This is a genomic window from Cognatazoarcus halotolerans, from assembly GCF_009800965.1.
GTDB classification, from domain to species: domain Bacteria; phylum Pseudomonadota; class Gammaproteobacteria; order Burkholderiales; family Rhodocyclaceae; genus Cognatazoarcus; species Cognatazoarcus halotolerans.
On record NZ_WUAF01000001.1, the window covers coordinates 485,429 to 510,441 of the forward strand.

37 protein-coding genes are annotated in these 25,013 nt (G+C 59.0%); 3 read left to right on the top strand and 34 right to left on the bottom strand.

The genetic code is table 11. The features are described from left to right. Window positions 1–68 precede the first annotated feature (68 nt). From GQB03_RS02250 to GQB03_RS02260, 3 genes are read left to right on the top strand one after another with little or no spacing between them, the layout of a single operon-like run. Window positions 69–1,307, top strand: coding sequence for an ATP-binding protein (locus GQB03_RS02250; protein ID WP_235026903.1), 1,239 nt, complete (start codon window positions 69–71; stop codon window positions 1,305–1,307). Then, complete coding sequence (locus GQB03_RS02255) at window positions 1,300–1,839, top strand: response regulator transcription factor (RefSeq protein WP_159683615.1); 540 nt, start codon at window positions 1,300–1,302, stop codon at window positions 1,837–1,839. The genes GQB03_RS02250 and GQB03_RS02255 overlap by 8 nt, the downstream gene beginning before the upstream one ends. A 21-nt stretch (window positions 1,840–1,860) precedes the next feature. Then, the gene (locus GQB03_RS02260) at window positions 1,861–2,229 is read left to right on the top strand and encodes an RNA-binding S4 domain-containing protein (RefSeq protein WP_235026904.1); all 369 of its coding nucleotides are present in this window, start codon (window positions 1,861–1,863) and stop codon (window positions 2,227–2,229) included. Between the two features lie 117 nt (window positions 2,230–2,346). On the opposite strand, the gene rplQ is transcribed toward GQB03_RS02260, so the two are convergent. The 34 genes from rplQ to rpoC form a co-directional block, all read right to left on the bottom strand. Continuing rightward, a complete protein-coding gene (rplQ, locus tag GQB03_RS02265) occupies window positions 2,347–2,742 on the bottom strand; it encodes a 50S ribosomal protein L17 (RefSeq protein ID WP_159683620.1) in 396 nt (131 codons plus the stop codon). A 30-nt stretch (window positions 2,743–2,772) separates the two neighbouring features. After that, window positions 2,773–3,753: a DNA-directed RNA polymerase subunit alpha gene (locus GQB03_RS02270; RefSeq protein WP_159684087.1), complete on the bottom strand. Its 981-nt coding sequence runs from the start codon at window positions 3,751–3,753 to the stop codon at window positions 2,773–2,775. Between the two features lie 42 nt (window positions 3,754–3,795). Further along, window positions 3,796–4,425 (bottom strand): 30S ribosomal protein S4, encoded by a 630-nt coding sequence (gene rpsD, locus GQB03_RS02275; protein ID WP_159683622.1) that lies wholly within the window; start codon window positions 4,423–4,425, stop codon window positions 3,796–3,798. Window positions 4,426–4,439: 14 nt separating this feature from the next. After that, window positions 4,440–4,829: a 30S ribosomal protein S11 gene (gene rpsK / locus GQB03_RS02280; protein ID WP_159683625.1), complete on the bottom strand. Its 390-nt coding sequence runs from the start codon at window positions 4,827–4,829 to the stop codon at window positions 4,440–4,442. 12 nt (window positions 4,830–4,841) lie between these two features. Further along, window positions 4,842–5,204: a 30S ribosomal protein S13 gene (gene rpsM, locus GQB03_RS02285; protein WP_159683628.1), complete on the bottom strand. Its 363-nt coding sequence runs from the start codon at window positions 5,202–5,204 to the stop codon at window positions 4,842–4,844. A gap of 53 nt (window positions 5,205–5,257) precedes the next feature. After that, on the bottom strand, window positions 5,258–5,371 hold the full coding sequence (gene rpmJ / locus GQB03_RS02290) for a 50S ribosomal protein L36 (protein WP_159683631.1): 114 nt from the start codon (window positions 5,369–5,371) through the stop codon (window positions 5,258–5,260). A gap of 31 nt (window positions 5,372–5,402) precedes the next feature. Beyond that, a complete protein-coding gene (gene infA, locus GQB03_RS02295) occupies window positions 5,403–5,621 on the bottom strand; it encodes a translation initiation factor IF-1 (protein ID WP_159683633.1) in 219 nt (72 codons plus the stop codon). Window positions 5,622–5,625: 4 nt separating this feature from the next. Then, window positions 5,626–6,951 (bottom strand): preprotein translocase subunit SecY, encoded by a 1,326-nt coding sequence (gene secY, locus GQB03_RS02300; protein WP_159683636.1) that lies wholly within the window; start codon window positions 6,949–6,951, stop codon window positions 5,626–5,628. Window positions 6,952–6,962: 11 nt separating this feature from the next. Continuing rightward, complete coding sequence (rplO, locus tag GQB03_RS02305) at window positions 6,963–7,400, bottom strand: 50S ribosomal protein L15 (protein ID WP_159683638.1); 438 nt, start codon at window positions 7,398–7,400, stop codon at window positions 6,963–6,965. Window position 7,401: 1 nt separating this feature from the next. Beyond that, window positions 7,402–7,584 carry a 50S ribosomal protein L30 gene (gene rpmD / locus GQB03_RS02310; protein WP_159683641.1) on the bottom strand — a complete coding sequence of 61 codons (183 nt, stop codon included), beginning with the start codon at window positions 7,582–7,584 and terminating at the stop codon, window positions 7,402–7,404. Between the two features lie 3 nt (window positions 7,585–7,587). Next, complete coding sequence (gene rpsE / locus GQB03_RS02315) at window positions 7,588–8,112, bottom strand: 30S ribosomal protein S5 (RefSeq protein WP_159683644.1); 525 nt, start codon at window positions 8,110–8,112, stop codon at window positions 7,588–7,590. A 12-nt stretch (window positions 8,113–8,124) separates the two neighbouring features. Next, window positions 8,125–8,478, bottom strand: a complete 354-nt coding sequence (gene rplR, locus GQB03_RS02320; RefSeq protein ID WP_159683647.1) for a 50S ribosomal protein L18 — start codon at window positions 8,476–8,478, stop codon at window positions 8,125–8,127. 12 nt (window positions 8,479–8,490) lie between these two features. Then, window positions 8,491–9,024, bottom strand: a complete 534-nt coding sequence (gene rplF / locus GQB03_RS02325) for a 50S ribosomal protein L6 (RefSeq protein WP_159683650.1) — start codon at window positions 9,022–9,024, stop codon at window positions 8,491–8,493. A gap of 13 nt (window positions 9,025–9,037) precedes the next feature. Continuing rightward, window positions 9,038–9,433, bottom strand: a complete 396-nt coding sequence (gene rpsH, locus GQB03_RS02330; RefSeq protein ID WP_159683653.1) for a 30S ribosomal protein S8 — start codon at window positions 9,431–9,433, stop codon at window positions 9,038–9,040. Between the two features lie 10 nt (window positions 9,434–9,443). Continuing rightward, the gene (rpsN, locus tag GQB03_RS02335) at window positions 9,444–9,749 is read right to left on the bottom strand and encodes a 30S ribosomal protein S14 (RefSeq protein WP_159684090.1); all 306 of its coding nucleotides are present in this window, start codon (window positions 9,747–9,749) and stop codon (window positions 9,444–9,446) included. Between the two features lie 7 nt (window positions 9,750–9,756). Continuing rightward, window positions 9,757–10,296 (bottom strand): 50S ribosomal protein L5, encoded by a 540-nt coding sequence (gene rplE, locus GQB03_RS02340; RefSeq protein WP_159683656.1) that lies wholly within the window; start codon window positions 10,294–10,296, stop codon window positions 9,757–9,759. 11 nt (window positions 10,297–10,307) lie between these two features. Beyond that, window positions 10,308–10,625, bottom strand: coding sequence for a 50S ribosomal protein L24 (rplX, locus tag GQB03_RS02345; protein WP_159683659.1), 318 nt, complete (start codon window positions 10,623–10,625; stop codon window positions 10,308–10,310). Window positions 10,626–10,633: 8 nt separating this feature from the next. Further along, window positions 10,634–11,002 carry a 50S ribosomal protein L14 gene (rplN, locus tag GQB03_RS02350; protein WP_159683662.1) on the bottom strand — a complete coding sequence of 123 codons (369 nt, stop codon included), beginning with the start codon at window positions 11,000–11,002 and terminating at the stop codon, window positions 10,634–10,636. A 147-nt stretch (window positions 11,003–11,149) separates the two neighbouring features. Beyond that, window positions 11,150–11,425 (bottom strand): 30S ribosomal protein S17, encoded by a 276-nt coding sequence (rpsQ, locus tag GQB03_RS02355; protein ID WP_159683665.1) that lies wholly within the window; start codon window positions 11,423–11,425, stop codon window positions 11,150–11,152. Then, window positions 11,422–11,616: a 50S ribosomal protein L29 gene (rpmC, locus tag GQB03_RS02360; protein ID WP_159683668.1), complete on the bottom strand. Its 195-nt coding sequence runs from the start codon at window positions 11,614–11,616 to the stop codon at window positions 11,422–11,424. Before rpmC ends, rpsQ begins: the two co-directional genes overlap by 4 nt. A gap of 2 nt (window positions 11,617–11,618) precedes the next feature. Further along, a complete protein-coding gene (gene rplP / locus GQB03_RS02365) occupies window positions 11,619–12,032 on the bottom strand; it encodes a 50S ribosomal protein L16 (protein ID WP_159684095.1) in 414 nt (137 codons plus the stop codon). Continuing rightward, the gene (gene rpsC, locus GQB03_RS02370) at window positions 12,001–12,828 is read right to left on the bottom strand and encodes a 30S ribosomal protein S3 (RefSeq protein ID WP_159683671.1); all 828 of its coding nucleotides are present in this window, start codon (window positions 12,826–12,828) and stop codon (window positions 12,001–12,003) included. The genes rplP and rpsC overlap by 32 nt, the downstream gene beginning before the upstream one ends. 9 nt (window positions 12,829–12,837) lie before the next feature. Further along, window positions 12,838–13,167 carry a 50S ribosomal protein L22 gene (gene rplV, locus GQB03_RS02375; RefSeq protein WP_159683674.1) on the bottom strand — a complete coding sequence of 110 codons (330 nt, stop codon included), beginning with the start codon at window positions 13,165–13,167 and terminating at the stop codon, window positions 12,838–12,840. Between the two features lie 10 nt (window positions 13,168–13,177). After that, window positions 13,178–13,453, bottom strand: coding sequence for a 30S ribosomal protein S19 (gene rpsS, locus GQB03_RS02380; protein ID WP_159683677.1), 276 nt, complete (start codon window positions 13,451–13,453; stop codon window positions 13,178–13,180). A 10-nt stretch (window positions 13,454–13,463) separates the two neighbouring features. Further along, the gene (rplB, locus tag GQB03_RS02385) at window positions 13,464–14,291 is read right to left on the bottom strand and encodes a 50S ribosomal protein L2 (protein WP_159683680.1); all 828 of its coding nucleotides are present in this window, start codon (window positions 14,289–14,291) and stop codon (window positions 13,464–13,466) included. A gap of 5 nt (window positions 14,292–14,296) precedes the next feature. Further along, a complete protein-coding gene (gene rplW, locus GQB03_RS02390) occupies window positions 14,297–14,602 on the bottom strand; it encodes a 50S ribosomal protein L23 (RefSeq protein WP_159683683.1) in 306 nt (101 codons plus the stop codon). Then, a complete protein-coding gene (gene rplD, locus GQB03_RS02395; protein ID WP_159683686.1) occupies window positions 14,599–15,219 on the bottom strand; it encodes a 50S ribosomal protein L4 in 621 nt (206 codons plus the stop codon). The genes rplW and rplD overlap by 4 nt, the downstream gene beginning before the upstream one ends. Then, window positions 15,219–15,863: a 50S ribosomal protein L3 gene (gene rplC, locus GQB03_RS02400; protein ID WP_159683689.1), complete on the bottom strand. Its 645-nt coding sequence runs from the start codon at window positions 15,861–15,863 to the stop codon at window positions 15,219–15,221. The genes rplD and rplC overlap by 1 nt, the downstream gene beginning before the upstream one ends. Before the next feature lie 105 nt (window positions 15,864–15,968). Continuing rightward, a complete protein-coding gene (gene rpsJ, locus GQB03_RS02405) occupies window positions 15,969–16,280 on the bottom strand; it encodes a 30S ribosomal protein S10 (RefSeq protein ID WP_159683692.1) in 312 nt (103 codons plus the stop codon). A 56-nt stretch (window positions 16,281–16,336) separates the two neighbouring features. Then, entirely contained in the window at window positions 16,337–17,527 is a 1,191-nt protein-coding gene (gene tuf, locus GQB03_RS02410; protein WP_159683694.1) for an elongation factor Tu, read from the bottom strand. Between the two features lie 37 nt (window positions 17,528–17,564). Further along, a complete protein-coding gene (fusA, locus tag GQB03_RS02415; RefSeq protein ID WP_159683697.1) occupies window positions 17,565–19,658 on the bottom strand; it encodes an elongation factor G in 2,094 nt (697 codons plus the stop codon). A 107-nt stretch (window positions 19,659–19,765) separates the two neighbouring features. After that, on the bottom strand, window positions 19,766–20,236 hold the full coding sequence (gene rpsG / locus GQB03_RS02420; protein WP_159683699.1) for a 30S ribosomal protein S7: 471 nt from the start codon (window positions 20,234–20,236) through the stop codon (window positions 19,766–19,768). Window positions 20,237–20,269: 33 nt separating this feature from the next. After that, window positions 20,270–20,647 (bottom strand): 30S ribosomal protein S12, encoded by a 378-nt coding sequence (gene rpsL / locus GQB03_RS02425; RefSeq protein WP_159683702.1) that lies wholly within the window; start codon window positions 20,645–20,647, stop codon window positions 20,270–20,272. Between the two features lie 129 nt (window positions 20,648–20,776). Further along, window positions 20,777–24,988: a DNA-directed RNA polymerase subunit beta' gene (gene rpoC / locus GQB03_RS02430; RefSeq protein WP_159683705.1), complete on the bottom strand. Its 4,212-nt coding sequence runs from the start codon at window positions 24,986–24,988 to the stop codon at window positions 20,777–20,779. Between the last annotated feature and the right edge of the window lie 25 nt (window positions 24,989–25,013).

Here is a 25,013-nt window from a genome sequence, read left to right on the forward strand (position 1 = left end):
GCATTGGCCTTGACCTGTCAGACGATATTATCTGTAGAGCCACACAGGCTGGCATATCGCAACGACACATGAAAACGATACCTATCATTCGGGACCGAACTCGCAACAGGCTACTCACGCTGAGGTTGCTCTCGATCGCGGCAATGCTGTCGCTGATCATCCTCGTTCCGGCTTTGCTGGCAATACCGCTGCCGGCGACACCTCTCCTGGTGGTCATCGGCATTCTTGCCCTGGCTTCGCTATTCGGGATCGCACCGAACCGACGAGCGCTCCCGATCACGTCGCTCGAAACCTGGATCCACCTGAGCATTGATCTCGCCGGTTGGAGCGCTTTCCTCTATTACAGCGGTGGCGCCACGAATCCGGCAATCTCGATTCTGCTCCCCCCTGTCGCAATTGGTGCGGCGATGTTGCCGGCAACGCACGCGTGGGCCCTCGCTGGAACTGCGATCGGAGCATACACATTGTTGTGGGAATATCACCGCCCACTTGACGTCTATGACTCCGCACTAGCGATCAACTGGCACCTTGCCGGGATGTGGCTGACCTTCTCGATTTCCGCTGCCTTGATCACGTTCTACATCGTCCGCATGACGGCCGCCATCCGCTCAAGGGATCTCGCCCTTGCCCAAGCCCGCGAACGGGCGCTCCGCGACGAGCGGATCCTGGCCCTTGGAAGCCTGGCAGCCGGAGCCGCGCATGAACTTGGCACCCCACTCGGCACTCTCGCGGTGCTGATCGGCGAGCAACTCCGCACCCCCGAGCACTCTGCACAAGCAAGGGAGGATCTAGACATGATGCGCACCCAAGTGAAGAACTGTAAGAACATCCTTACCAGACTCACCCAGCAAGCCGGATTGCCACGTGCAGCCGAAAGTCCAAGTGAAGACATCGGAAGCTGGCTCCGCAAGCTTTGCTCAAGATGGCAGGTTCTACGTCCCGAGGCATCAGTTCGGCTCGCTCTAACCGAAGAGCTCGCAGAGATCGAGGCCACCTTTGATGCAAACGTCGAGCATGCCTTACTCAACATCATCAACAACGCTGCGGACGCGTCAAGCGCACCGGTCAGGGTAGAAGCCCGCCTTCCCACGCCGAGCACCCTCGAGATATCTGTCATCGACGAAGGGAGCGGCTTCGACGGCACGATCGGAGCATCGAGCGAAAACCCTAAGCGCGGCCTGGGAATAGGCCTGGTACTCTCGCGAGCGAGTATCGAACGTGCAAACGGACATCTTGATTTCTCGTTCGCCACCTCTCGTGGAACCGTTGCGACGATTACACTCCCGGTCGAATCCCCCCATGCCTGACAGGAACCCCCAAATCCTCGTTGTCGATGACGATCCCGTTTTCAACCGCATCCTCGCTCGTGCCTTGGAGCAGCGAAACCTCCGGGTTCATGCCGCACAAACACCTGACGAGGCGCTCGGCCTTGCAAAGCAGTTCCAACCTGAAATGGCTGTACTTGACCTTAATCTGAACGGACAATCGGGCTTGGCACTCCTGAAACCCTTGATGGATGCGAGCCCTTACTGCCGCATCCTCGTCTTAACCGGATACGCAAGCATCGCAACCGCAGTCGAAGCAGTCAAACTCGGTGCCCACAACTACCTTGCGAAACCCGCGGACGTTGACAGTATCCTCCTAGCACTTGGACGCTACCCCACAGTACCCGATGAGCAGCCTCCAGCGCAGCCGATGAGCGTAGAACGCCTCGAGTGGGAGCACATACAGCGAGTGCTTTCCGAACAACAGGGAAACGTTTCCGCAACTGCGCGAGCGCTCAAGATGCACCGCAGAACCCTCCAACGCAAGCTTCAGAAGCGCCCGGTGAAGGAGTAAAGGATGCCCCAGGATGCGCGGATGCGCCTCGACAAATGGCTATGGGCTGCCCGATTCTTCAAGACAAGAAGTCTTGCAAGCGCGCAGATCGATGCAGGTCGGGTAACGGTAAATGGCGTCAAGGCCAAGCGCGCAACGTCAGTCATGCCTGGCGACGAAATATCTCTTCCCGTGGGCGGAGAGCCGCGCTCGTTGATCCTGCTAGCCCTGTCTGCGCTGCGAGGTCCTGCGGCGGTTGCCCAACAGCTGTACCGGGAAACGATCGAAAGTGCCACCAACCGGGCGACACTGGCTGAACTACGCAGATTTGCACCGGAACCAGAGCAATCGCGACACGGGCGTCCAACAAAACAGGATCGTCGCCGGATACAGCGCCTGCGGGACTCATGAAGCGATGCCAAGGATGAACGCCTGGGCCACCCCAACATCACAAACGATCTCAGACGAACGTTTTGTCGAAAAAAAACCGGGGCACGCCCCGGTTTCCTATTCGATCGACAACGCCCCTTAATCGGCGTCCGAAACCTCAACCACTTCGCCACCTTCCGGGCGATCCATAAGCTCGATCAGTGCCATCGGCGCATTATCGCCTTGGCGAAAACCAAACTTCAGGATGCGCAGGTAACCACCGTTTCGACTTGCGAAGCGCGGACCAAGCTCGTCAAAGAGCTTCACGACCATGTCACGATCGCGCAACCGACTGAAGGCAAGGCGGCGATTAGAGAGGCTGGGCTTCTTGCCAAGCGTGATGATGGGCTCAACCACTCGACGAAGCTCCTTCGCCTTAGGCAACGTGGTCTTGATAACCTCGTGCTTAAGCAGGGAATTCGTCATGTTTCGCAGCATCGCCTGGCGATGTGCGCTGGTACGGTTAAGTTTGCGAAGACCGTGACGGTGACGCATGTTCGTTCCTTTATTCGTCTATCCGCCGAATCAGCCCAGCTTTTCGAGCCCGGCAGGCGGCCAATTTTCCAGTTTCATGCCCAGCGTCAAACCACGGGACGCGAGCACTTCCTTGATCTCGTTGAGCGATTTCCGCCCGAGGTTCGGCGTCTTGAGCAACTCCGTTTCGGTACGCTGGATGAGATCGCCGATGTAGTAGATGTTCTCTGCCTTGAGGCAGTTCGCGGAGCGAACCGTAAGCTCGAGATCGTCCACCGGACGCAGCAAGATTGGGTCGATTGCCGGCGCCTTGGGTTGCTCTACCGCAGCCGGGGTCCCTTCAAGCTCCGCAAAGACCGACAGCTGATCCATCAGCACACGCGCAGCATACCGAATGGCCTCTTCCGGATCTGCCGAGCCGTTGGTCTCGATATCAAAAACCAGCCTGTCCAGGTCAGTACGTTGTTCGACACGCGCGCTTTCAACAAGATAGCTAACCCGGCGAACAGGACTAAACGAAGCATCCAGAACGATGTGTCCGATTGCCTTGTTTTCGCCAACCGGTGTCCGCACGTTGCCCGGAACGTAACCACGCCCCTGTTCGACCTTGATCTGCATGTCCAGCTTGCCGCCTGGCGCGAGATGCGCGATGACGTGGTCCGGATTGATGATCTCGACATCGTGGGTAGCCTCGATGTCGGCCGCAGTCACCACGCCTTCCCCGCTCTTGCTGAGCTGAAGCGTAGCCTCGGAACGGCTGTGAAGCTTCAAAACCACGCCCTTGAGATTCAGCAGCAGGTCGACGATGTCTTCCCGTACGCCATCCAGGGTGGAATATTCATGTAGCACACCCTCGATCGAAACTTCGGTCGGAGCGTAGCCCGGTAACGAGGACAAAAGAATACGGCGAAGCGCATTCCCGAGCGTGTGTCCAAAACCCCGCTCAAACGGCTCCATGGTCACTTTCGCGTGAACAGGGGAGACGTTCTGTACGTCGATAATACGGGGCTTCAGCAGAGCATTGCTTTGCATCGACATTCCCTTGGATCTGTGTTCGACTCGATACCTCGCGAATTAACGCGAGTAGAGTTCCACGACCAGACCTTCGTTGATTGTAGCGGGGAGTTCCGCGCGTTGCGGGTAAGCCTTGAAGGTACCCTTGCCGGCTTTTGCATCGACCTCGATCCATTCCGGAAAACCGCGCGATTCAGCTGCTTCAAGCGCAGCCTTCACCCGGAGGTGGCCCCGAACGCGTTCGGCCAGCTCAACCACGTCACCCGGACGGAGTGTGTACGAGGGGATGTTAACCCGTTGACCGTTCACCAAAACACCGTTGTGACGGACAATCTGGCGTGCTTCGGCACGACTCACGCCAAAGCCCATACGATAGGCAACGGCATCAAGACGGCCTTCAAGCAGTTGCAGAAGGTTCTCGCCGGTTTGGCCTTTACGACGATCAGCTTCTGCATAGACCTTGCGGAACTGACGCTCGAGAACGCCGTAAAGGCGACGGATCTTTTGCTTCTCGCGGAGCTGCACGCCATAGCCCGACAGGCGCTGACCGGACTTTTGGCCATGCTGACCAGGCGCATACGCGCGACGTTCGATCGAGCACTTGTCAGTAAAGCACTTCTCGCCTTTCAGGAAGAGTTTTTCCCCTTCGCGACGGCACTGACGGCACTTGGGATCAAGATTACGAGCCACTTCTCAACTCCTTGTCAGATACGACGCTTTTTCGGCGGACGGCAGCCGTTGTGCGGAATAGGCGTAATATCGGTAATGCTGGTGATTTTCATGCCCAGCGCATTCAGGGCACGAACCGCAGATTCTCGACCCGGGCCAGGGCCCTTGATCCGAACCTCAAGATTCTTGACACCGCACTCTTGAGCGGCTTTCCCGGCGGCCTCGGCTGCCACCTGAGCGGCAAACGGAGTGCTCTTACGGGAACCCTTGAACCCTGCACCACCTGAAGTCGCCCACGACAATGCGTTACCCTGGCGATCAGTGATCGTGATGATGGTGTTATTGAAGCTCGCGTGAACGTGAACGATGCCTTCGGCAACGTTCTTCTTGACCTTCTTGCGAACCTTAGCTGCAGTCTTGACCATTCGTTTTTCCTATCACTTCTTGCCGGCGATCGCCTTGCGCGGCCCTTTCCGGGTACGCGCATTCGTACGGGTCCGCTGACCACGCAGCGGAAGACCACGGCGGTGACGCACGCCACGATAGCAACCCAGATCCATCAGACGCTTGATGCTCATCGTCACTTCGCGACGAAGATCACCTTCCACCACAAACTTGCCAACCTGTTCGCGCAGCCGCTCCATGTCAGAATCAGTCAGATCCTTGATCTTGACTGAACGAGACACACCCGCAGCATCACAAATCTTTTGAGCGCGGGTACGACCGATACCAAAGATCGCGGTGAGCGCGATTTCGGTGTGCTTGTGGTTGGGAATGTTTACCCCAGCAATGCGGGCCATTCGATCACCCCAGAAAGCTAAACGTTAAATATTAACCGATTACGGCTACCCGATCAACCCTGACGCTGTTTGTGGCGCGGGTCGGTACAAATTACTCGCACCACGCCTTTGCGACGGATGACTTTGCAGTTACGGCAGATCCGCTTTACGGATGCTTGAACTCTCATTTTCTTGCTCCAAAAACTGAACTTGGTACCACTACTTCGCCCGGAACACGATCCGACCCTTCGTGAGGTCGTAGGGCGTTAGCTGGACCGTGACCTTGTCACCAGGAAGAATGCGGATATAGTGCATGCGCATTTTTCCGGATATATGGCCGAGTACCATATGCCCATTCTCGAGGCGAACCCTGAAGGTTGCGTTTGGCAGGGTTTCTTCAACCTCACCCTGCATCTCGATCATGTCTTCCTTCGACATCGACTCACCTCAGCGGCAGACCCGCCCCCTTGAAGTTCGCCTTCTTCAACAAGCTTTCGTACTGATGTGACATCACATAAGCCTGCACCTGGGACATGAAGTCCATGGTAACGACCACGATGATCAACAAGGACGTTCCTCCAAAATAGAACGGCACATTCCATTTCAGGATAAGAAACTCGGGCAGCAGACAAACCAGCGTGATGTAGACCGCACCAGCCATCGTCAGCCTCATCAGGATCCTGTCGATATAGCGGGCCGTCTGCTCACCAGGCCTGATCCCCGGCACGAACGCCCCGCTCTTCTTCAGGTTGTCTGCAGTCTCACGCGCATTGAAGACCAGCGCAGTATAGAAAAAGCAGAAAAACACGATGGCCGCGGCGTACACCAACACATACACTGGTTGCCCAGGCGAAAGCGTCGAAGCTATGTCCTTCAACCACCCCATTCCCGCCGAAGCACCGAACCACTGCCCCAACGTTGCCGGGAACAGGATGATGCTCGATGCAAAAATCGGTGGGATTACGCCAGACATGTTGAGTTTCAGCGGAAGGTGCGACGCCTGACCACCATAGACCTTGTTCCCGACCTGCCTCTTCGCGTAATTCACCAGAATCTTACGTTGGCCACGCTCCACGAACACCACTGCCGCCGTCACCAAGACAACCAGAACACAAATAAACAACGCAGTGACCGGATGCATCGCGCCGGTACGTACGAGTTCAAACAACCCGCCGATCGCGTTGGGGAGCCCTGCAGCAATGCCGGCAAAAATGATCATCGAGATGCCGTTACCGACACCGCGCTCGGTAATCTGCTCACCGAGCCACATCAAGAACATCGTGCCAGTAACCAGCGTCGTGACTGCTGTAAGCCGGAACATGAACCCGGGATCGAGCACAAGTCCAGGCTGACTCTCAAGCGCCACAGCAATACCGAAGGCCTGAAAGAGCGCCAGCGCGACAGTCCCGTAGCGCGTGTACTGGGTAATCTTGCGCCGGCCAGCTTCACCCTCTTTCTTCAGCGCTTCCAGCTGCGGACTGGCCACGGTCATCAATTGCATGATGATCGAGGCAGAGATGTACGGCATGATCCCGAGTGCAAAAATGGTGAATCTCGACAGCGCCCCACCCGAAAACAGGTTGAACACGCCCAAGATGCCGCCTTGCTGCGACTGAAACAGCTGTGCCAGCTGATCTGGATCGATGCCAGGTACAGGAATGTGCGCGCCGATCCGGTAGACGATCAACGCCCCCAGCAAGAACAGCAACCTGTTTTTCAGATCGCCGAACTTGCCGGTGCTACCGACTTTTGCTGCCTGGTTAGCCACGTCTTCGTGCCTTATTCGGCCGCCACCGAGCCGCCCGCTGCCTCAATGGCCGCACGCGCCCCCTTGGTCGCCCCGATACCACGGAGATTGACCTTCTTGTCGATCGCACCCGACAGTACAACCTTCGCTGCCAGTGCATCACCAGCCACAAGACCAGCCTGCTTCAGGACGAGAAGATCCACATCCTCGACAGGCAACAGGGCAAGTTCCGAAAGCCGAACTTCCGCGTTGCGAGCACGGGTCAGCGACACGAAGCCACGCTTGGGCAAGCGACGTTGCAACGGCATCTGGCCGCCCTCAAAACCAGTCTTGTGGAATCCACCGGTGCGGGACTTCTGCCCCTTGTGACCGCGACCACAGGTTTTGCCGAGGCCACTACCAATTCCACGACCGACACGCTTGGCCGCCGACTTGGCACCCGCCGCCGGCTTGATGGTATTCAGTCTCATCTCAGGACTCCCACTTCAGCAGGTACGAAACCTTGTTGATCATGCCGCGTACCGCTGCCGTATCTTCGAGTTGCACCGTCTGGTGCAGCCGGCGCAAGCCAAGCCCGCGGACCGTCGCCCGGTGCGATTGCTTGGTGCCGATCACGCTCTTGACGAGCGTGACTGTAACTTTCTTGTCAGACATCGTTTACCCCAGAATCTCTTCGACGGACTTGCCGCGTTTGGCAGCAATCTCCGACGGGCTATTCACGGCGGTCAGACCATTCAGGGTCGCACGCACCACGTTGTAGGGGTTGGTCGAACCCAGGCACTTGCAGATGATGTCGGTAACACCCATCACCTCGAACACCGCGCGCATCGGACCGCCCGCGATGATGCCGGTACCGCTCGGGGCCGGCTGCATCAGCACGGAGGCCGCGCCATGCTTACCAACCACCGTATGGTGCAGCGTGCCGCCCTTCAACGACACCTTGACCAGCTTGCGACGAGCCTCGTCCATTGCCTTCTGCACGGCAACCGGCACTTCACGCGCCTTGCCCTTGCCCATTCCGATACCGCCATCGCCGTCGCCGACCACCGTCAGCGCCGCGAAACCAAGGATGCGACCACCCTTCACGACCTTGGTGACGCGATTGATCGCCACCATTTTTTCCCGCAGACCGTCGTCACGCTCATCGGCCACCTGCGGTTTCCTGCTTTGCTGCTTAGCCATTGCCTTCCTCGCTTAGAACTTGAGGCCGCCTTCGCGAGCGGCTTCAGCCAAGGCCTTGACCCGGCCGTGATAGTGGAAGCCGGCACGGTCAAACGACACCGACTCGATGCCCGCGGCCTTGGCGCGCTCGGCAATCAGTTTGCCCACGGATTCCGCAGCCTTGACGTTGCCGCCATTCGGAATCTGGCTACGCACTTCGGCTTCGACGGTGGACGCCGCGGCGAGCACCTTGGAACCGCAACCGGAGATAATCTGGGCGTATATGTGGCAGTTGGAACGATGGACAGTCAGACGGACAGCCTTCAGTTCCGCGATCTTGGCACGGGTTTTACGTGCCCGGCGCAAACGTGCGACTTTCTTGTTCATGAGTGCCAGCCCTTACTTCTTCTTGGTTTCCTTGAGCACCACAACCTCGTCCGAATAACGGACGCCCTTGCCCTTGTACGGCTCGGGTTGCCGGTAGGCGCGCACCTCTGCAGCGACCTGGCCGACCTGTTGCTTATCGGTACCCTTGATTACGATCTCGGTCTGGGTAGGTGTTTCGACCTTTACACCGGCAGGCATCTGATGCACCACCGGATGCGAGAAACCGAGCGTGAGATTGAGCTTGTCGCCCTGGGCCTGAGCACGATAGCCAACGCCGACGAGCGTAAGCTTGCGTTCAAAGCCCTTCGAAACACCGGTAACCATGTTATTGACCAGTGCGCGATAGGTACCCGACAACGCGTTTGCATTGGCAACACCCTCAACAGCACGACAGACCACCGCGCCATCTTCGAGCTCGACGCTTACCGCCGGAACCGCACGCTGAACCAGCGTACCGAGCGGCCCCTTGATCGAGATCACGCCGCCATCATTCTTGAACTCAACACCTGACGGCAGCGCAACCGGATTCTTTGCTACACGAGACATTGTTCAGCCTCCCTTATGCGACGATGCAAAGCACTTCGCCGCCAACCCTGCTGGCACGCGCTGCACGATCTGTCATCACACCTTTCGGGGTCGAGACAATCGCCACCCCTAGGCCATTCATGACACGAGGCAGATCACCACTGCCCTTGTAGACGCGCAGACCAGGACGGCTCACACGCTCGATGCGCTCGATTACCGGACGACCTGCATAGTACTTGAGGGCGACATCAAGCTCAGGCTTGCCGGATTCTGCACGAACAGCAAAATCGTCAATGTAGCCTTCATCCTTGAGCACCTTTGCAATGGCCATCTTCAGCTTCGAAGACGGCATGCTGACCGTGGATTTCTGCGCCTGCTGACCATTGCGGATGCGCGTCAGCATATCGGCGATCGGATCGGACATACTCATATTTCTCTCCTTACCAGCTCGCCTTGGTCATGCCGGGAACTTCGCCGCGGAATGCGATCTCGCGCAGCTTGTTACGGCAAAGACCGAACTTGCGAAAAACACCACGCGGACGGCCCGTCAGGTTGCAACGATTGCGCTGCCTTGACGGACTTGCATTGCGCGGAAGCTGCTGCAGCTTCAGCCGCGCAGCCATACGATCCTCTTCCGAAAGACCGGTGTCATTGATCTGAGCGACAAGCGCCGTGCGCTTGGCAGCGTACTTCGCCGCCAGCTTGGCACGCTTCTCCTCGCGGTTGATCAGGGCCAGTTTCGCCATATCACCCTCAATTCTTGAACGGGAACTTGAACGCGGCAAGCAGAGCGCGCGCTTCTTCATCGGACTTCGCGGTGGTCGTGATGCTGATGTTCATGCCACGAAGCGCGTCGATCTTGTCATACTCAATCTCGGGAAAAATAATCTGCTCTTTCACACCGAGGTTGTAGTTGCCACGCCCATCAAAACCCTTGGACGCGATACCGCGGAAGTCACGGATACGCGGCATCGCGACCGTAACCAGGCGATCGAAGAATTCGAACATGCGCGGACCACGCAGCGTCACCATGCAACCGATTGGATAGCCATCGCGAATCTTGAAACCGGCGATCGACTTGCGCGCCTTGGTTGCAACCGGCTTCTGACCTGCAATCTTGGTCATATCACCGATCGCGTTGTCGAGAATCTTCTTGTCGCCAACCGCCTCACCCACACCCATATTGAGCGTGATCTTGGTAATGCGGGGCACTTCCATGACGGACTTGTAGCCGAACTGCTCGCGCAGCTGGGGTACAACCGTTTCCTTATAGAAATCTTGCAAGCGGGCCATTGTGTCTATCCTTAAGCCTCAACCACTTCGCCATTGGACTTGAAGAAGCGAACCTTACGGCCATCCTCAAGCACCTTGATGCCGACACGGTCAGCCTTCTGCGTTGCGGGATTGAACAGCGCCACGTTGGAAACATTGATCGGCATTTCTTTCTCGACAATGCCACCAACCTGACCCTTCATCGGATTGGGCCGAACATGTTTCTTTACGCGATTGATTCCCTCAACCACAACATGCTCATCATCGACGCGACGCAGGACAGCACCGCGACGCCCCCGATCCTTGCCGGCGAGGATCACAACCTCGTCACCTTTACGAATCTTGTTCATCGCCAACCTCAGAGTACTTCCGGCGCCAGGGACACGATCTTCATGAAGCGCTCGGTACGCAGTTCACGCGTAACCGGCCCGAAGATACGGGTGCCGATCGGCTCCAGCTTGGTATTGAGCAAAACAGCGGCATTGCCGTCGAACTTGACGAGCGAACCATCGGGACGACGAACACCTTTGGCAGTACGAACCACCACAGCGTTGTAGACATCACCTTTTTTCACTCGCCCACGAGGCGCAGCATCCTTGATCGACACCTTGATGATGTCGCCAATGCCTGCGTAGCGCCGCTTGGAGCCGCCGAGCACCTTGATGCACATCACAGAACGCGCACCGGTGTTGTCGGCGACGTTAAGGACAGTCTGCATTTGAATCATTGATTAACTCTCCAACTTAATCCGCGGCGCGGTCAGTCTTGGAACCCGTCTGGGCAGGATCACGACCCGGACGGGCCGCAAAGACTTAAAAGTATAACTGCTTGGCAGTTTCCTGCCAAGCAGTTTCTTCCAACCGGTCAAAATTTCTCAGACCAGGCGAGCCTTCTCGACTACGCGCGTAACCTTCCAGGCTTTCGTCTTGGAGATCGGGCGGCATTCCGTGATCTCCACCAGGTCGCCTTCGGACGCGCTGCCATCCTCGACATGTGCGTGGTATTTCGCACTACGAGTGATCACCTTGCCGTACAGCGGGTGCTTCACTCGACGCTCGACCACCACGGTCACCGTCTTTTCCATCTTGTCGCTCACCACGCGCCCAACGAGGCTGCGTGTGCACGAACCTGCTTCGATCTGCTCAGTCATTTCTGCACCGCCTTCTCAGCCAGGACCATGCGCACCCGCGCGATGTCCCTGCGTACCGTCTTCAGCTGACCGGGATTGCCGAGCTGCTGAGTTGCATGCTGCATGCGCAGGCTGAACTGCGCCTTCAACAGATCAAGCAACTCCTTGTTGAGTTCTGTCGCGCCTTTGGCGCGGAGTTCGCTCGCTTTCATGATTACCCCACCTGACGCGTCACGAAGGTCGTCGCAAGCGGCAGCTTTGCCGCTGCAAGGCGGAAGGCCTCGCGTGCGAGCGTCTCGTCAACGCCATCCATCTCATACAGCACCTTACCGGGCTGGATCTCAGCAACCCAGTATTCGGGGTTGCCCTTACCGTTACCCATCCGAACCTCGGCGGGCTTTCTGGAGATCGGCTTGTCCGGGAAAATCCGGATCCAGATCCGACCACCACGTTTGATGTGACGGGTCATTGCACGACGAGCGGACTCAATCTGGCGGGCAGTCAAACGCCCGCGACCAATTGCCTTGAGTCCGTATTCGCCGAAGCTGACCTTGGTACCGCGGGTAGCAACGCCGGTGTTACGGCCTTTTTGCTCCTTACGATACTTCCTTCTCGACGGCTGCAGCATCATTCGCTCCTGCTTTCTTCACGCGTTTGCCGGACTTGTCGGCATCCCCTTGCTCACCACCGGCACGACGTGCCGGGCGCTTGCCCGGACGGTCGTTGTCGCCGCGCGGAGCACGCCGCCCGCGGCGGTTTTCCGTATCGGCTTCGCCTGCAGCAGGCTGTTCGTTGCGGGCGAGAATGTCACCCTTGTATACCCAGACCTTGATACCGATGATCCCGTAGGTCGTCTTAGCTTCCGAGACGCCGTAATCGATATCGGCACGCAAGGTATGAAGCGGCACACGCCCCTCGCGATACCATTCGGTCCGGGCGATCTCCGCGCCGTTCAGGCGACCGGCACTCATGATCTTGATGCCTTGGGCACCGAGACGCATGGCATTCTGCATCGCACGCTTCATCGCGCGACGGAACATGATGCGGCGCTCGAGCTGCTGGGCGATAGAATCGGCAATCAGCTGAGCGTCCACTTCAGGCTTGCGAACCTCTTCGATGTTCACGTGGACTGGAACGCCCATGATGCCTTGAAGGTCGCGCTTGAGCAGCTCGATATCCTCACCTTTCTTGCCGATGACGACACCCGGACGCGCGCTGAACAGGGTAATGCGGGCATTCTTCGCCGGGCGCTCGATGAGCACTTTCGCAACGGAGGCGTGCGACAACTTCTTCTTGAGGTACTCACGGACCTTGAGGTCCTCGAGCAACATCTTCGAATAATCACCGCTAGGCGCGAACCAGCGCGAGTTCCAGTCACGAGTCACCGCGAGGCGGAACCCGGTAGGATGAATCTTCTGTCCCATACGAACTCCTTAGTCCCCGACCGACAGATAAATATGACAGGTCGGCTTAAGGATCCGGTTGCCCCGACCCTTGGCGCGTGCCGTAAAGCGTTTCAGCGACATGCCTTCCTCAACGTAAATCGTCTTTACCTTGAGCACATCGATATCCGCACCGTCGTTGTGCTCAGCGTTCGCGATCGCAGACTCGACGACCTTGCGAATGATCTGCGCACCCCTTTTCGGCGAGAAGGCGAGAGTATTCAACGCCTGCTCCACCTTCATGCCGCGGATCTGATCAGCAACAAGCCGCCCTTTCTGGGCAGAGAGCCGAACACCGCGGAGAATGGCTTTAGTTTCCATAGCTCACCCCTTACCGCTTCGCTTTCTTACTGGCGGCGTGACCTTTGAAGGTACGCGTCAGCGCGAATTCGCCGAGTTTGTGACCGACCATGTTCTCGGAGATATAGACCGGCACATGCAAGCGGCCGTTATGGACTGCAATCGTGAGTCCAACGAAATCCGGGAGAATGGTGGAGCGACGCGACCAGGTCTTGATCGGGCGCTTGTCTTGACCGTTACGTGCAGCGTCAACCTTCTTGAGCAGGTGAGCGTCGATGAACGGGCCTTTCTTGATAGAACGTGCCATTTCTTACCCCTTAACGCTTGTTGCGACGCTGCACAATCATCGAATCGGTGCGCTTGTTGTTTCGCGTACGATATCCCTTCGCCGGCGTTCCCCACGGGCTGACCGGAACACGACCTTCGCCGGTACGACCCTCGCCGCCACCATGCGGGTGATCGACCGGGTTCATCGCAACACCGCGAACGGTCGGACGAATCCCGCGCCAGCGATTGGCGCCGGCCTTGCCGATCTTGCGCAGGCTATGCTCGGAATTGCCCACTTCGCCGATCGTCGCGCGACACTCGACGTGCACACGACGAATCTCGCCTGAGCGCAGACGAAGCTGCGCGTAGCTACCCTCGCGCGCAAGCAGCTGAACGGAAGTTCCTGCGGCTCGCGCCAACTGTGCGCCCTTGCCGGCCGACAATTCAACGCAGTGCAGCGTGCTACCCACCGGGATATTGCGGATCGGAAGGGTGTTACCAGCCTTGATCGGGGCTTCCGCACCCGACACCAACTGCGCACCAACCTCGAGGCCACGCGGCGCGATGATGTAGCGGCGCTCGCCGTCCGCATAGCAGACCAGCGCAATATTTGCCGAACGGTTGGGGTCGTACTCGATACGCTCAACCTTCGCGACAATACCATCCTTGTTGCGACGGAAATCGATCACGCGATAGTGCTGCTTGTGACCGCCCCCCTGATGGCGAACGGTAACCCGACCATAGTTGTTACGGCCAGCCTTGCTGGTCTTCTTCTCGATCAGTGCATCATGCGGACGACCCTTGTACAGGGAGGCATTCACGACTTTCACGACGCCCCGGCGCCCTGCCGAGGTCGGTTTGACTTTTACGAGTGCCATATCTATTACTCCCCGGCCGCGAAGTTGATTTCCTGGCCAGGCTTGAGGCAGACGAAGGCCTTCTTCCAGTCCTTGCGGCGGCCAAAGTTGCGACCGAAGCGCTTGACCTTGCCCTTGACGTTGGCGACCTGCACTGACTCAACCTCGACCTTGAACAGCAGCTCAACGGCCGCCTTGACTTCAGGCTTGGTCGCATCGGACGCGACGCGGAACACAACCTGCTCGTTCTTGTCGGCCACGAAGGTTGCCTTTTCGGAGATTTGCGGGGCGAGCAGAACCTGCATCAGCCGCGCTTCGCTGAAGTTGCTCATTGCCACATCTCCTCCATCTTGGCGACCGCACCACGGGTCACCAGCACCTTCGGAAAGCGAACCAGCGACACCGGATCGGCTTCACTTACCTCAAGAACCAGAACGTGCGGCAGATTGCGCGACGACAGGAAGAGGTTTTCATCGAGGTTGTCAGTAATAACGAGCACCGACTCGAGCCCCATGCCCTTGAGCTTCTGCGAGAGAAGCTTGGTCTTGGGCGCCTCAACGCCAAAAGACTCGACAACAGCAAGACGATCTTCGCGCGCAAGCTGCGAAAGAATCGAAGCCACGCCAGCGCGATACATCTTCCGGTTCACCTTCTGGGTGAAGTTCTCGTCCGGGCTGTTCGGGTGGACACGACCACCCCCACGCCAGACCGGGCTGGACGCCATACCAGCACGTGCGCGACCGGTACCTTTTTGGCGCCACGGCTTGCGAGTCGATTTCTGCACGTCGGCACGACCCTTTTGCGCGCGGTTGCCCGAACGCGCGTTAGCCATGTATGCCGTTACAACCTGATGGATCAACGCCTCGTTGTAGTCGCGACCAAAAAGGGTGTCGGACGCCTGCATGGTTGCAGCGGCCTGCCCCTGCTCATTCAACAGTGTCAGTTCCATCACGCCCCCGCCTTGACTGCCGGACGAACAACGACATCCGAACCCTTGGACCCAGGCACAGCCCCCTTGACCAGGAGCAACTGCCGCTCGACATCGACGCGCACCACTTCGAGATTTTGCTGCGTCACATTGGCGTCGCCCAGATGACCGGCCATCCGCTTACCCGGGAAGATCCGACCCGGGTCTTGCGCCATACCAATTGAACCCGGCGCATTATGCGACACCGAATTGCCGTGCGACGCCCGCTGCGAGCTGAAGTTATGCCGCTTGATTGCGCCAGCAAAACCTTTACCGATCGAGGTCCCGGAAACATCAACCATCTGACCGACCGCAAAGACGTCGACGTTGATCACATCGCCAGCCTTGAGGCTGCTCAGCTGCTCGGGCGTAACGCGGAATTCTTTCAGGACGTGGCCGGCTTCAACCCCGGCCTTGGCGAGATGGCCCGCAAGGGGCTTGCTCACCCGGCTAGCGCGACGCTTGCCGAAAGTCACCTGAACCGCGGCATAGCCGTCGACTTCAGGCGTCTTGATCTGGGACACACGATTGTCGGACACGTCAAGCACTGTCACCGGAATGGAACGACCATCCTCGGCGAAAATGCGAGTCATGCCGACCTTGCGCCCGACAAGGCCTAGACTCATTTTTTTCTCCTAATCCCGGTTGCGATTGACCGGGGCCATTGGTTACAAATGCGCAAAAAACGCAAGGGCCGGATTATACCGGCCCTTGCAGTCAAACCGCAAGCCTTACTGCAGCTTGATTTCCACATCCACGCCAGCCGGCAGATCGAGCTTCATCAGCGCGTCGACAGTCTTGTCGGTGGGATCGACGATATCCATCAGACGCTGATGGGTACGGATCTCGAATTGATCGCGCGAAGCCTTGTTGACGTGCGGCGAACGCAACAGATCGAAACGCTCGATTCGGGTGGGGAGCGGTACCGGACCACGCACTACTGCACCGGTACGCTTCGCAGTTTCAACGATTTCCTGAGCGGATTGATCGATCAGACGGTAATCGAAGGCCTTGAGGCGAATGCGGATTTTCTGATTTTGCATGATTATTTCCAAAGAGCAGATGGTGGCGGCAAAGGTACCGCCACCCGAAAAGTCACTTATTCGATGACCTTGGCAACCACACCGGCGCCGACGGTACGACCACCTTCGCGAATCGCGAAACGCAGGCCCTCTTCCATGGCGATCGGCGCGATCAGCTTGACGGTGATCGACACGTTGTCGCCCGGCATGACCATCTCGGTGCCTTCCGGCAGCTCGATCGAACCGGTCACGTCGGTCGTCCGGAAGTAGAACTGCGGACGGTAGTTGTTGAAGAACGGGGTATGACGACCGCCCTCTTCCTTCGACAGCACGTACACTTCACCCGTGAAGTGGGTGTGCGGGGTGATCGAACCCGGCTTGGCCAGCACCTGGCCACGCTCGACGTCTTCACGCTTGGTGCCGCGCAGCAGCACGCCGACGTTGTCACCGGCCTGGCCCTGGTCAAGCAGCTTGCGGAACATCTCAACACCGGTACAGGTGGTCTTGACGGTCGGCTTGATACCGACAATCTCAATTTCCTCGCCAACCTTGACGATGCCGCGCTCAACACGACCCGTCACCACGGTACCGCGGCCCGAAATCGAGAACACGTCTTCGATCGGCAGCAGGAAGGGCTTGTCGATCGCACGCTCGGGCGTCGGGATGTACGAATCCAGCGCAGCAGCCAGTTCGAAGATCGCCGGCTCGCCGATCGGCGATTGGTCGCCTTCGAGCGCCTTCAGCGCCGAGCCCTTGACGATGGGAATGTCGTCGCCCGGGAAGTCATACTTCGAGAGCAGTTCGCGCACTTCCATCTCAACCAGCTCGAGCAGCTCTTCGTCGTCGACCATGTCGCACTTGTTCAGGAAGACGATGATGTACGGCACACCAACCTGGCGAGCAAGCAGAATGTGTTCGCGGGTCTGCGGCATCGGGCCGTCAGCGGCCGAGCACACCAGAATCGCGCCGTCCATCTGCGCCGCACCGGTAATCATGTTCTTCACGTAGTCGGCGTGACCCGGGCAATCCACGTGAGCGTAGTGACGGCCTTCGGTTTCGTATTCGACGTGCGCGGTGTTGATCGTGATACCACGTGCCTTCTCTTCCGGCGCGCTGTCGATCGAGGCGTAATCCTTTGCCTCGCCACCATATTTCTTCGACAGGATCGTCGTGATCGCCGCCGTCAGCGTGGTCTTGCCGTGGTCAACGTGACCAATCGTACCGACGTTTACGTGCGGCTTCGTCCGCTCGAACTTACCCTTAGCCATTTCCTGTTTTCCTATAGATCAAATAATAAGAATCTGGTTACTTCTTGTTGATTACCGCTTCAGCCACGTTCCTCGGCGCCTCGGAGTAGTGCTTGAACTCCATCGAATAGGTCGCACGGCCCTGGCTCAACGAGCGCAACTGCGTTGCGTAGCCGAACATCTCTGCGAGAGGAACCTCTGCCTTGATCGCTTTGATGCCGCCCGGAATGTCTTCCATCCCCTGAACGATACCCCGACGCCCGGAGAGGTCACCCATCACGTTACCCATGTAATCTTCAGGCGTCTCGACCTCGACCGCCATCATCGGCTCGAGCAGGACGGGGTTGGCCTTGCGCATCGCGTCCTTGAAAGCCATCGAAGCGGCCATCTTGAAAGCGTTTTCGTTCGAATCGACATCGTGGTACGAACCGTCGAACAGCGTGACCTTGACATCGACGACCGGGAAGCCGGCGAGCACACCGTTCGGCAGCGTGTCCTGCAAACCCTTGTCGACCGCCGGGATGTACTCGCGCGGCACCACGCCGCCCTTGATGGCATCGACGAATTCGTAGCCCTTGCCGGTTTCGTTCGGCTCGAGCTTGATCCACACGTGACCATACTGACCGCGACCGCCCGACTGCTTGACGAACTTGCCTTCCTGCTCGACGGCCTTGCGGATCGCCTCGCGATAGGCCACCTGCGGCGCACCTACCGAAGCCTCCACGTTGAACTCGCGGCGCATGCGGTCAACGATGATCTCGAGGTGCAGCTCGCCCATACCCGAGATGATGGTCTGCCCCGACTCCTCATCGGTGCGCACGCGGAAGGAAGGATCCTCTGCGGCGAGACGGCCCAGCGCGATACCCATCTTTTCCTGGTCTGCCTTGGTCTTGGGCTCGACCGCAACGTGGATCACCGGATCGGGGAAGATCATGCGCTCGAGAATGATCGGCGCATCCGGATCGCACAGCGTCTCGCCGGTGGTCACTTCCTTCAGACCCACGCACGCAGCGATGTCGCCAGCAAGCACTTCCTTGATCTCGGCCCGTTCGTTGGCATGCATCTGCAGAATACGACCGATACGCTCTTTCTTGCCTCGCACCGAGTTGTAGACCGTCGAACCCGACGCCAGAACACCCGAATAGACACGAATGAAGGTCAACTGACCCACGAACGGGTCGGTCATCAGCTTGAACGCAAGAGCCGAGAATTTCTCGGCGTCATCCGCCTTGCGGAAGACTTCCTTCTCGTCCTCGTCGGTACCCGCAACCGGCGGAACATCAACCGGCGAAGGCAGCAGCTCGATAACTGCGTCGAGCATGCGCTGAACGCCCTTGTTCTTGAACGCGGTGCCACACAACATCGGCTGGATCTCGCACGCAAGGGTCCGCTGACGCAGACCGGCAAGAATGTCGGCTTCCGAAAGATCGCCTTCCTCGAGGTACTTGTCCATCAGCTCTTCCGACGCCTCGGCAGCCGCCTCGACCATCTCCGAGCGCCACTTGTCGGCCTCGGCCTGGAGTTCCGCAGGGATATCGGTGTAGTCGAACTTCATCCCCTGGGATGCTTCGTCCCAGTAGATCGCCTTCATCTTGACGAGGTCAACCACGCCGACGAAGGTCTCTTCTGCACCGATGGGGATGACGATGGGCACGGGAGCAGCCTTCAGGCGAGTGCGCATCTGATCGACCACCTTGAAGAAGTTGGCACCCTGGCGGTCCATCTTGTTCACGAAGGCAAGACGCGGCACCTTGTACTTGTTGGCCTGACGCCACACGGTCTCAGACTGGGGCTGAACACCGCCCACAGCACAGTAGACCATGCACGCGCCATCCAGAACCCGCATCGAACGCTCCACCTCGATGGTGAAGTCGACGTGTCCCGGGGTGTCGATGATGTTGATGCGATGCTCCTGGAAGTTGGCAGCCATGCCTTTCCAGAAACACGTCGTCGCGGCTGACGTGATCGTGATGCCGCGTTCCTGCTCCTGCGCCATCCAGTCCATGGTGGCTGCGCCGTCGTGCACCTCGCCAATCTTGTGATTGACGCCGGTATAGAAGAGGATGCGCTCAGTCGTCGTCGTCTTGCCAGCGTCGATGTGCGCCGAGATACCGATATTGCGATATCGCTCGATGGGAGTCTTGCGAGCCACGATGTATTCCTACCTTGTTGAACAGCGACCAGGGCCGCGATTCTTGAACATTGCTTTACAAAACAATCGGGCCCCGTAAGGGGCCGATGCTTCGCAATCCGAAAAAATCAGAAGCGATAGTGCGAGAACGCCTTGTTGGCCTCGGCCATGCGGTGAACCTCTTCCCGCTTCTTCATGGCTGCGCCACGACCTTCGGCGGCTTCGAGGAGCTCGCCCCCGAGACGCTGCGCCATGGACTTCTCCGAGCGCTTGCGGGCAGCTTCGCGCAACCAGCGCATCGACAAGGCCATGCGACGGGAGGGACGAACCTCGACCGGCACCTGGTAGTTCGCACCACCCACACGACGGCTCTTGACCTCGACCACCGGTTTCACATTTCCCAGCGCAGCGGAAAAGACCTCAAGGGGATCCTTGCCCGACTTCGACGAGATGTGGTCAAAGGCACCATAGACGATGCGTTCGGCAACAGCCTTCTTGCCGGACTGCATGATTACGTTGATGAATTTAGAGACATCCTGATTGCCGAACTTCGGGTCCGGCAGGACATCACGCTTGGGAACTTCGCGACGACGCGGCATAACTACCTCTTTAAATCAGTAAGCCAACAACAATCAGGCCTTCTTCGGACGCTTCGCACCATACTTGGAGCGCGACTGCTTCCGATCCTTGACGCCCTGCAGATCGAGCGAACCACGAACGATGTGGTAACGCACACCCGGCAAATCCTTCACGCGGCCACCGCGGATGAGCACCACCGAGTGCTCCTGCAGGTTGTGACCTTCACCGCCGATGTAGGAGATGACCTCGAAGCCATTGGTCAGACGGACCTTGGCAACCTTCCTCAACGCGGAGTTCGGTTTTTTCGGGGTGGTGGTGTAAACACGGGTGCAGACACCACGCTTCTGCGGGCACGCATCCAGGGCCGGCACCTTGCTCTTGGTGATCGGCGTTTCCCGCGACTTGCGGACGAGCTGATTGATTGTTGGCATAACTCCGAATTTCCCAAATAACCCGGGCAGCTCGATCACGAGCCGCCCGAGCGGTTGTTTCCGGCGACCGACTACGATTGGTCAGTCCACAAAAAGAGGCCGGATTTTATTGCAGATTGCAAGTCCCAGTCAACCGGCCTGCACATCCTGGGTCTCGATGGCCTCTTCCGCCGGGGCCCAGGCATGCTCGCCACCGAGATCGTCGCCGACGGATTGCGCCTTGCGATTGCGATGGTAGGCAAGGCCGGTACCAGCGGGGATGAGGCGACCGACGATAACGTTCTCCTTCAGACCGCGCAGTTCGTCCCGTTTGCCCATGATCGCCGCCTCGGTCAGCACCCGGGTGGTTTCCTGGAAGGAAGCGGCCGAGATGAACGAATCGGTAGACAGGGACGCCTTGGTGATACCGAGCAGAACGTTGTCGTACTGGGCAAGCAACTTGCCCTCCGCCGCCAACCGGTCGTTCTCGTCCAGAACATCGGAACGCTCGACCTGCTCTTCGCGAATGAAGCGGCTGTCGCCGGCATCGGTGATGACCACGCGGCGCAGCATCTGACGGACGATGACCTCGATGTGCTTGTCGTTGATCTTCACGCCCTGCAACCGGTAAACATCCTGGACCTCGTCGATGATGAAGCGGGCCAGCGCCTCGATACCCTGCAGACGCAGAATATCGTGGGGCTCCGGCGCGCCGTCGACAATGGTTTCGCCCTTGTTCACCACCTGACCGTCGTGGACCGTCACGTGCTTGTCCTTCGGAATCAGGAACTCGTGCACCGTGCCATCCGGCTCGGTGATGACGAGACGCTGCTTGCCCTTGGTGTCCTTGCCGAACGAAACGGTACCGGTGTATTCGGCCAGCAGGCCTGAATCCTTCGGCGAGCGCGCTTCGAACAGCTCGGCAACGCGCGGCAGACCCCCGGTGATGTCGCGGGTCTTTGCGGACTCCTGCGGGATACGTGCCAGCACGTCACCCACCGAAACCTGCTGGCCGTCCTTTACGGTGATCAGCGAGCCAACCTGGAAGGTGATGGTCACCGCGTGATCGGTACCCGCGATCCGCACCTCTTCACCGGTTTCGGTGAGCAGCTTGACCTGCGGCCGCGAGTTCTTCGTCGAGCCGCCGCCACCACGACGCTTGCCGTCGATGACCACCAGGGTGGACAGGCCGGTCACATCGTCGATCTGCTTGGCCACGGTCGCGCCTTCCTCGACGTTCTCGAATTTCACCGTACCGGCGTATTCGGTCACGATCGGGCGGGTATGCGGATCCCACGTGGCAAGCTGGGTCCCGGCCTTGATCGCGAGACCGTCATCCACCAGCAGCATAGCGCCGTAGGGAAGCTTGTGACGCTCGCGCTCGCGTCCCATGTCATCGGCAACCACGACCTCCGCAGAACGCGAAATCACCACTTTCTCGCCCTTGGCGTTGGCGACGTAGCGCATGTTCTGGTTGAAGCGCACGGTACCTGCGGCCTTCGCCTCGACGCCGCTTGCCGCGGCAGCCCGGGACGCCGCACCACCGACGTGGAAGGTCCGCATGGTCAGCTGGGTGCCCGGCTCCCCGATCGACTGGGCGGCAATCACACCGACCGCCTCACCGACGTTCACCGGCGTACCACGGCCGAGATCCCGGCCGTAGCACTTGGCACAGAGGCCATGTCGGGTCTCGCAGGTAAGCGGCGTGCGCACGCGCACTTCGTCCACGCCCAGGCTCTCGATGAGTTCCACTGCATCCTCGTCGAGCAGGGATCCGGCCTCGATGGCGGTTTCCTGGGTTTCGGGGTTCACCACGTCATCGACACAGACGCGACCGAGAATCCGGTCGCGCAGCGGTTCGATGACCTCGCCACCCTCGATCAACGCCTTCATGTTGAATCCGTTACGGGTGCCGCAGTCATCGACCGTGACGACCAAGTCCTGGGTCACATCGACAAGACGACGGGTCAGGTAGCCCGAGTTCGCGGTCTTCAGGGCCGTATCGGCAAGACCCTTCCGGGCGCCGTGGGTCGAGATGAAGTACTGCAGAACGTTGAGGCCTTCGCGGAAGTTGGTGGTGATCGGCGTCTCGATGATCGAGCCGTCCGGCTTTGCCATCAGGCCCCGCATCCCCGCCAGCTGGCGAATCTGCGCAGCGGAACCGCGGGCACCGGAGTCGGCCATCATGTAGATGGAGTTGAACGACTCCTGCTTGACACCTTGACCTGCGCGGTTGACCACGTCTTCCTGACCGAGCTGCTCCATCATCGCCTTGGCAACCTGATCGCCGGCGCGGCCCCAGATATCGACGACCTTGTTGTAGCGCTCGCCATCGGTCACCAGACCCGACGTGTACTGGCGTGCGATCTCCTTCACCTCCTGTTCGGCGGCGTGGATCAGTGTGTCCTTCTGGCCCGGCACCAGCATGTCCTTGACCGCGATCGAGATGCCCGCACGCGTTGCAAGGCGGAAGCCCGACTGCATCAGCTGGTCGGCGAACACGACCGTCGCCTTGAGCCCGCAGCGACGGAAACAGCCGTTGATCAGCTTGGAGATTTCCTTCTTCTTGAGCGGCTTGTCGAGAACGCTGAACGGCAGGCCCACCGGCAGAATCTCGGAAAGGATTGCGCGCCCGATCGTGGTCTCGTAACGGGTGACCTTCTCGACCTTCTCCCCGCTCTCGCCCCACACGTACTCCTTGATGCGGACGTTCACTTTGGCATGCAGCGAAGCCTGACCCGATTCGTAGGCACGTTTCACCTCGGAGACGTCGGTGAAGTGCATGCCTTCACCCTTGACGTTCACACCTTCGCGGGTCGCGTAGTAGAGACCCAGCACGATGTCCTGCGACGGCACGATGATCGGCTCGCCGTTGGCCGGTGACAGCACGTTGTTGGACGCCAGCATCAACGTGCGGGCTTCCATTTGTGCTTCCAGCGAAAGCGGCACGTGGACCGCCATCTGGTCACCGTCGAAGTCGGCGTTGAAGGCCACGCAGACCAGTGGATGGAGCTGGATCGCCTTGCCTTCGATCAGCACCGGTTCAAACGACTGGATGCCAAGGCGGTGCAGGGTCGGCGCGCGGTTGAGCATCACCGGATGTTCGCGGATCACCTCTTCGAGGATGTCCCACACCACCGGCTCCTGGCTCTCGACCATCTTCTTGGCCTGCTTGATCGTCGTCGCCAGACCCATCAGCTCGAGCTTGTTGAAGATGAAGGGCTTGAACAGCTCGAGCGCCATCAGCTTGGGCAGACCGCACTGGTGCAGCTTGAGCTGCGGACCCACGGTAATCACCGAACGACCCGAATAGTCGACGCGCTTGCCGAGCAGGTTCTGGCGGAAGCGACCACCCTTGCCCTTGATCATGTCAGCCAGCGACTTGAGCGGTCGCTTGTTGGCACCGGTCATGGCCTTGCCGCGGCGACCGTTGTCGAGCAGGGAGTCGACCGACTCCTGAAGCATCCGCTTTTCGTTGCGGACGATGATTTCCGGCGCCTTGAGCTCGAGCAGACGCTTGAGACGGTTGTTACGGTTGATGACGCGGCGGTACAGGTCGTTCAGGTCGGAAGTCGCGAAGCGGCCACCGTCCAGCGGCACCAGCGGACGCAGGTCGGGCGGCAGCACCGGCAGCACTTCGAGAATCATCCATTCGGGCTTGATACCCGACTGAAGGAAGGCCTCGAGCACCTTGAGGCGCTTGGCGAACTTCTTGATCTTGGCTTCCGAGTTGGTCACTTCCAGCTCGGATCGAAGCTTTTCGGTTTCCTGGCGGACGTCCAGCGTACGCAGCAGTTCGCGCACACCCTCGGCACCCATCGCGGCATCGAATTCGTCGCCGTATTCCTCGACCTTTGCGAGATAGTCGTCTTCGGTCAGCAATTGGCCGCGGGTAAGCGGCGTCATGCCCGGCTCGACGACCACGAAACCTTCGAAATAGAGCACCCGCTCGATGTCGCGCAGGGTCATGTCGAGGACCATGCCGAGACGGCTCGGCAAGCTCTTCAGGAACCAGATGTGAGCGACCGGCGAAGCCAGCTCGATGTGCGCCATGCGCTCGCGGCGCACCTTGGAGAGGGTCACCTCGACGCCACATTTCTCGCAGATCACGCCACGGTGCTTGAGACGCTTGTATTTACCGCAAAGGCACTCGTAGTCCTTGACCGGGCCAAAGATCTTGGCGCAGAAAAGGCCGTCGCGCTCGGGTTTGAACGTACGGTAGTTGATGGTTTCCGGTTTCTTCACTTCACCGTACGACCACGAGCGGATCTTCTCCGGCGACGCCAGGCCGATGGTGATGGCGTCGAACTCGTCTTCGTTCGGCAAAGTCTGCTTGAACAGATCAGCGAGCAAGCTTTTCATTAATCACTCCAGTGTCACTGGTGAG

Bases quoted from the DNA above. Each gene is read 5' to 3' on its own strand.
- GQB03_RS02250 (WP_235026903.1), top strand. From the start codon at position 69: ATGAAAACGATACCTATCATTCGGGACCGAACTCGCAACAGGCTACTC.
- GQB03_RS02255 (WP_159683615.1), top strand. From the start codon at position 1,300: ATGCCTGACAGGAACCCCCAAATCCTCGTTGTCGATGACGATCCCGTT.
- GQB03_RS02260 (WP_235026904.1), top strand. From the start codon at position 1,861: ATGCGCCTCGACAAATGGCTATGGGCTGCCCGATTCTTCAAGACAAGA.
- rplQ (WP_159683620.1), bottom strand. From the start codon at position 2,742: ATGCGTCACCGTCACGGTCTTCGCAAACTTAACCGTACCAGCGCACAT.
- GQB03_RS02270 (WP_159684087.1), bottom strand. From the start codon at position 3,753: ATGCAAAGCAATGCTCTGCTGAAGCCCCGTATTATCGACGTACAGAAC.
- rpsK (WP_159683625.1), bottom strand. From the start codon at position 4,829: ATGGTCAAGACTGCAGCTAAGGTTCGCAAGAAGGTCAAGAAGAACGTT.
- rpsM (WP_159683628.1), bottom strand. From the start codon at position 5,204: ATGGCCCGCATTGCTGGGGTAAACATTCCCAACCACAAGCACACCGAA.
- rpmJ (WP_159683631.1), bottom strand. From the start codon at position 5,371: ATGAGAGTTCAAGCATCCGTAAAGCGGATCTGCCGTAACTGCAAAGTC.
- infA (WP_159683633.1), bottom strand. From the start codon at position 5,621: ATGTCGAAGGAAGACATGATCGAGATGCAGGGTGAGGTTGAAGAAACC.
- rplO (WP_159683638.1), bottom strand. From the start codon at position 7,400: ATGAGACTGAATACCATCAAGCCGGCGGCGGGTGCCAAGTCGGCGGCC.
- rpmD (WP_159683641.1), bottom strand. From the start codon at position 7,584: ATGTCTGACAAGAAAGTTACAGTCACGCTCGTCAAGAGCGTGATCGGC.
- rpsE (WP_159683644.1), bottom strand. From the start codon at position 8,112: ATGGCTAAGCAGCAAAGCAGGAAACCGCAGGTGGCCGATGAGCGTGAC.
- rplR (WP_159683647.1), bottom strand. From the start codon at position 8,478: ATGAACAAGAAAGTCGCACGTTTGCGCCGGGCACGTAAAACCCGTGCC.
- rplF (WP_159683650.1), bottom strand. From the start codon at position 9,024: ATGTCTCGTGTAGCAAAGAATCCGGTTGCGCTGCCGTCAGGTGTTGAG.
- rpsH (WP_159683653.1), bottom strand. From the start codon at position 9,433: ATGAGTATGTCCGATCCGATCGCCGATATGCTGACGCGCATCCGCAAT.
- rpsN (WP_159684090.1), bottom strand. From the start codon at position 9,749: ATGGCGAAACTGGCCCTGATCAACCGCGAGGAGAAGCGTGCCAAGCTG.
- rplE (WP_159683656.1), bottom strand. From the start codon at position 10,296: ATGGCCCGCTTGCAAGATTTCTATAAGGAAACGGTTGTACCCCAGCTG.
- rplX (WP_159683659.1), bottom strand. From the start codon at position 10,625: ATGAACAAGATTCGTAAAGGTGACGAGGTTGTGATCCTCGCCGGCAAG.
- rplN (WP_159683662.1), bottom strand. From the start codon at position 11,002: ATGATTCAAATGCAGACTGTCCTTAACGTCGCCGACAACACCGGTGCG.
- rpsQ (WP_159683665.1), bottom strand. From the start codon at position 11,425: ATGACTGAGCAGATCGAAGCAGGTTCGTGCACACGCAGCCTCGTTGGG.
- rpmC (WP_159683668.1), bottom strand. From the start codon at position 11,616: ATGAAAGCGAGCGAACTCCGCGCCAAAGGCGCGACAGAACTCAACAAG.
- rplP (WP_159684095.1), bottom strand. From the start codon at position 12,032: ATGCTGCAGCCGTCGAGAAGGAAGTATCGTAAGGAGCAAAAAGGCCGT.
- rpsC (WP_159683671.1), bottom strand. From the start codon at position 12,828: ATGGGACAGAAGATTCATCCTACCGGGTTCCGCCTCGCGGTGACTCGT.
- rplV (WP_159683674.1), bottom strand. From the start codon at position 13,167: ATGGAAACTAAAGCCATTCTCCGCGGTGTTCGGCTCTCTGCCCAGAAA.
- rpsS (WP_159683677.1), bottom strand. From the start codon at position 13,453: ATGGCACGTTCTATCAAGAAAGGCCCGTTCATCGACGCTCACCTGCTC.
- rplB (WP_159683680.1), bottom strand. From the start codon at position 14,291: ATGGCACTCGTAAAAGTCAAACCGACCTCGGCAGGGCGCCGGGGCGTC.
- rplW (WP_159683683.1), bottom strand. From the start codon at position 14,602: ATGAGCAACTTCAGCGAAGCGCGGCTGATGCAGGTTCTGCTCGCCCCG.
- rplD (WP_159683686.1), bottom strand. From the start codon at position 15,219: ATGGAACTGACACTGTTGAATGAGCAGGGGCAGGCCGCTGCAACCATG.
- rplC (WP_159683689.1), bottom strand. From the start codon at position 15,863: ATGAGTCTAGGCCTTGTCGGGCGCAAGGTCGGCATGACTCGCATTTTC.
- rpsJ (WP_159683692.1), bottom strand. From the start codon at position 16,280: ATGCAAAATCAGAAAATCCGCATTCGCCTCAAGGCCTTCGATTACCGT.
- tuf (WP_159683694.1), bottom strand. From the start codon at position 17,527: ATGGCTAAGGGTAAGTTCGAGCGGACGAAGCCGCACGTAAACGTCGGT.
- rpsG (WP_159683699.1), bottom strand. From the start codon at position 20,236: ATGCCGCGTCGTCGCGAAGTTCCCAAGCGTGATGTCCTGCCGGACCCG.
- rpsL (WP_159683702.1), bottom strand. From the start codon at position 20,647: ATGCCAACAATCAATCAGCTCGTCCGCAAGTCGCGGGAAACGCCGATC.
- rpoC (WP_159683705.1), bottom strand. From the start codon at position 24,988: ATGAAAAGCTTGCTCGCTGATCTGTTCAAGCAGACTTTGCCGAACGAA.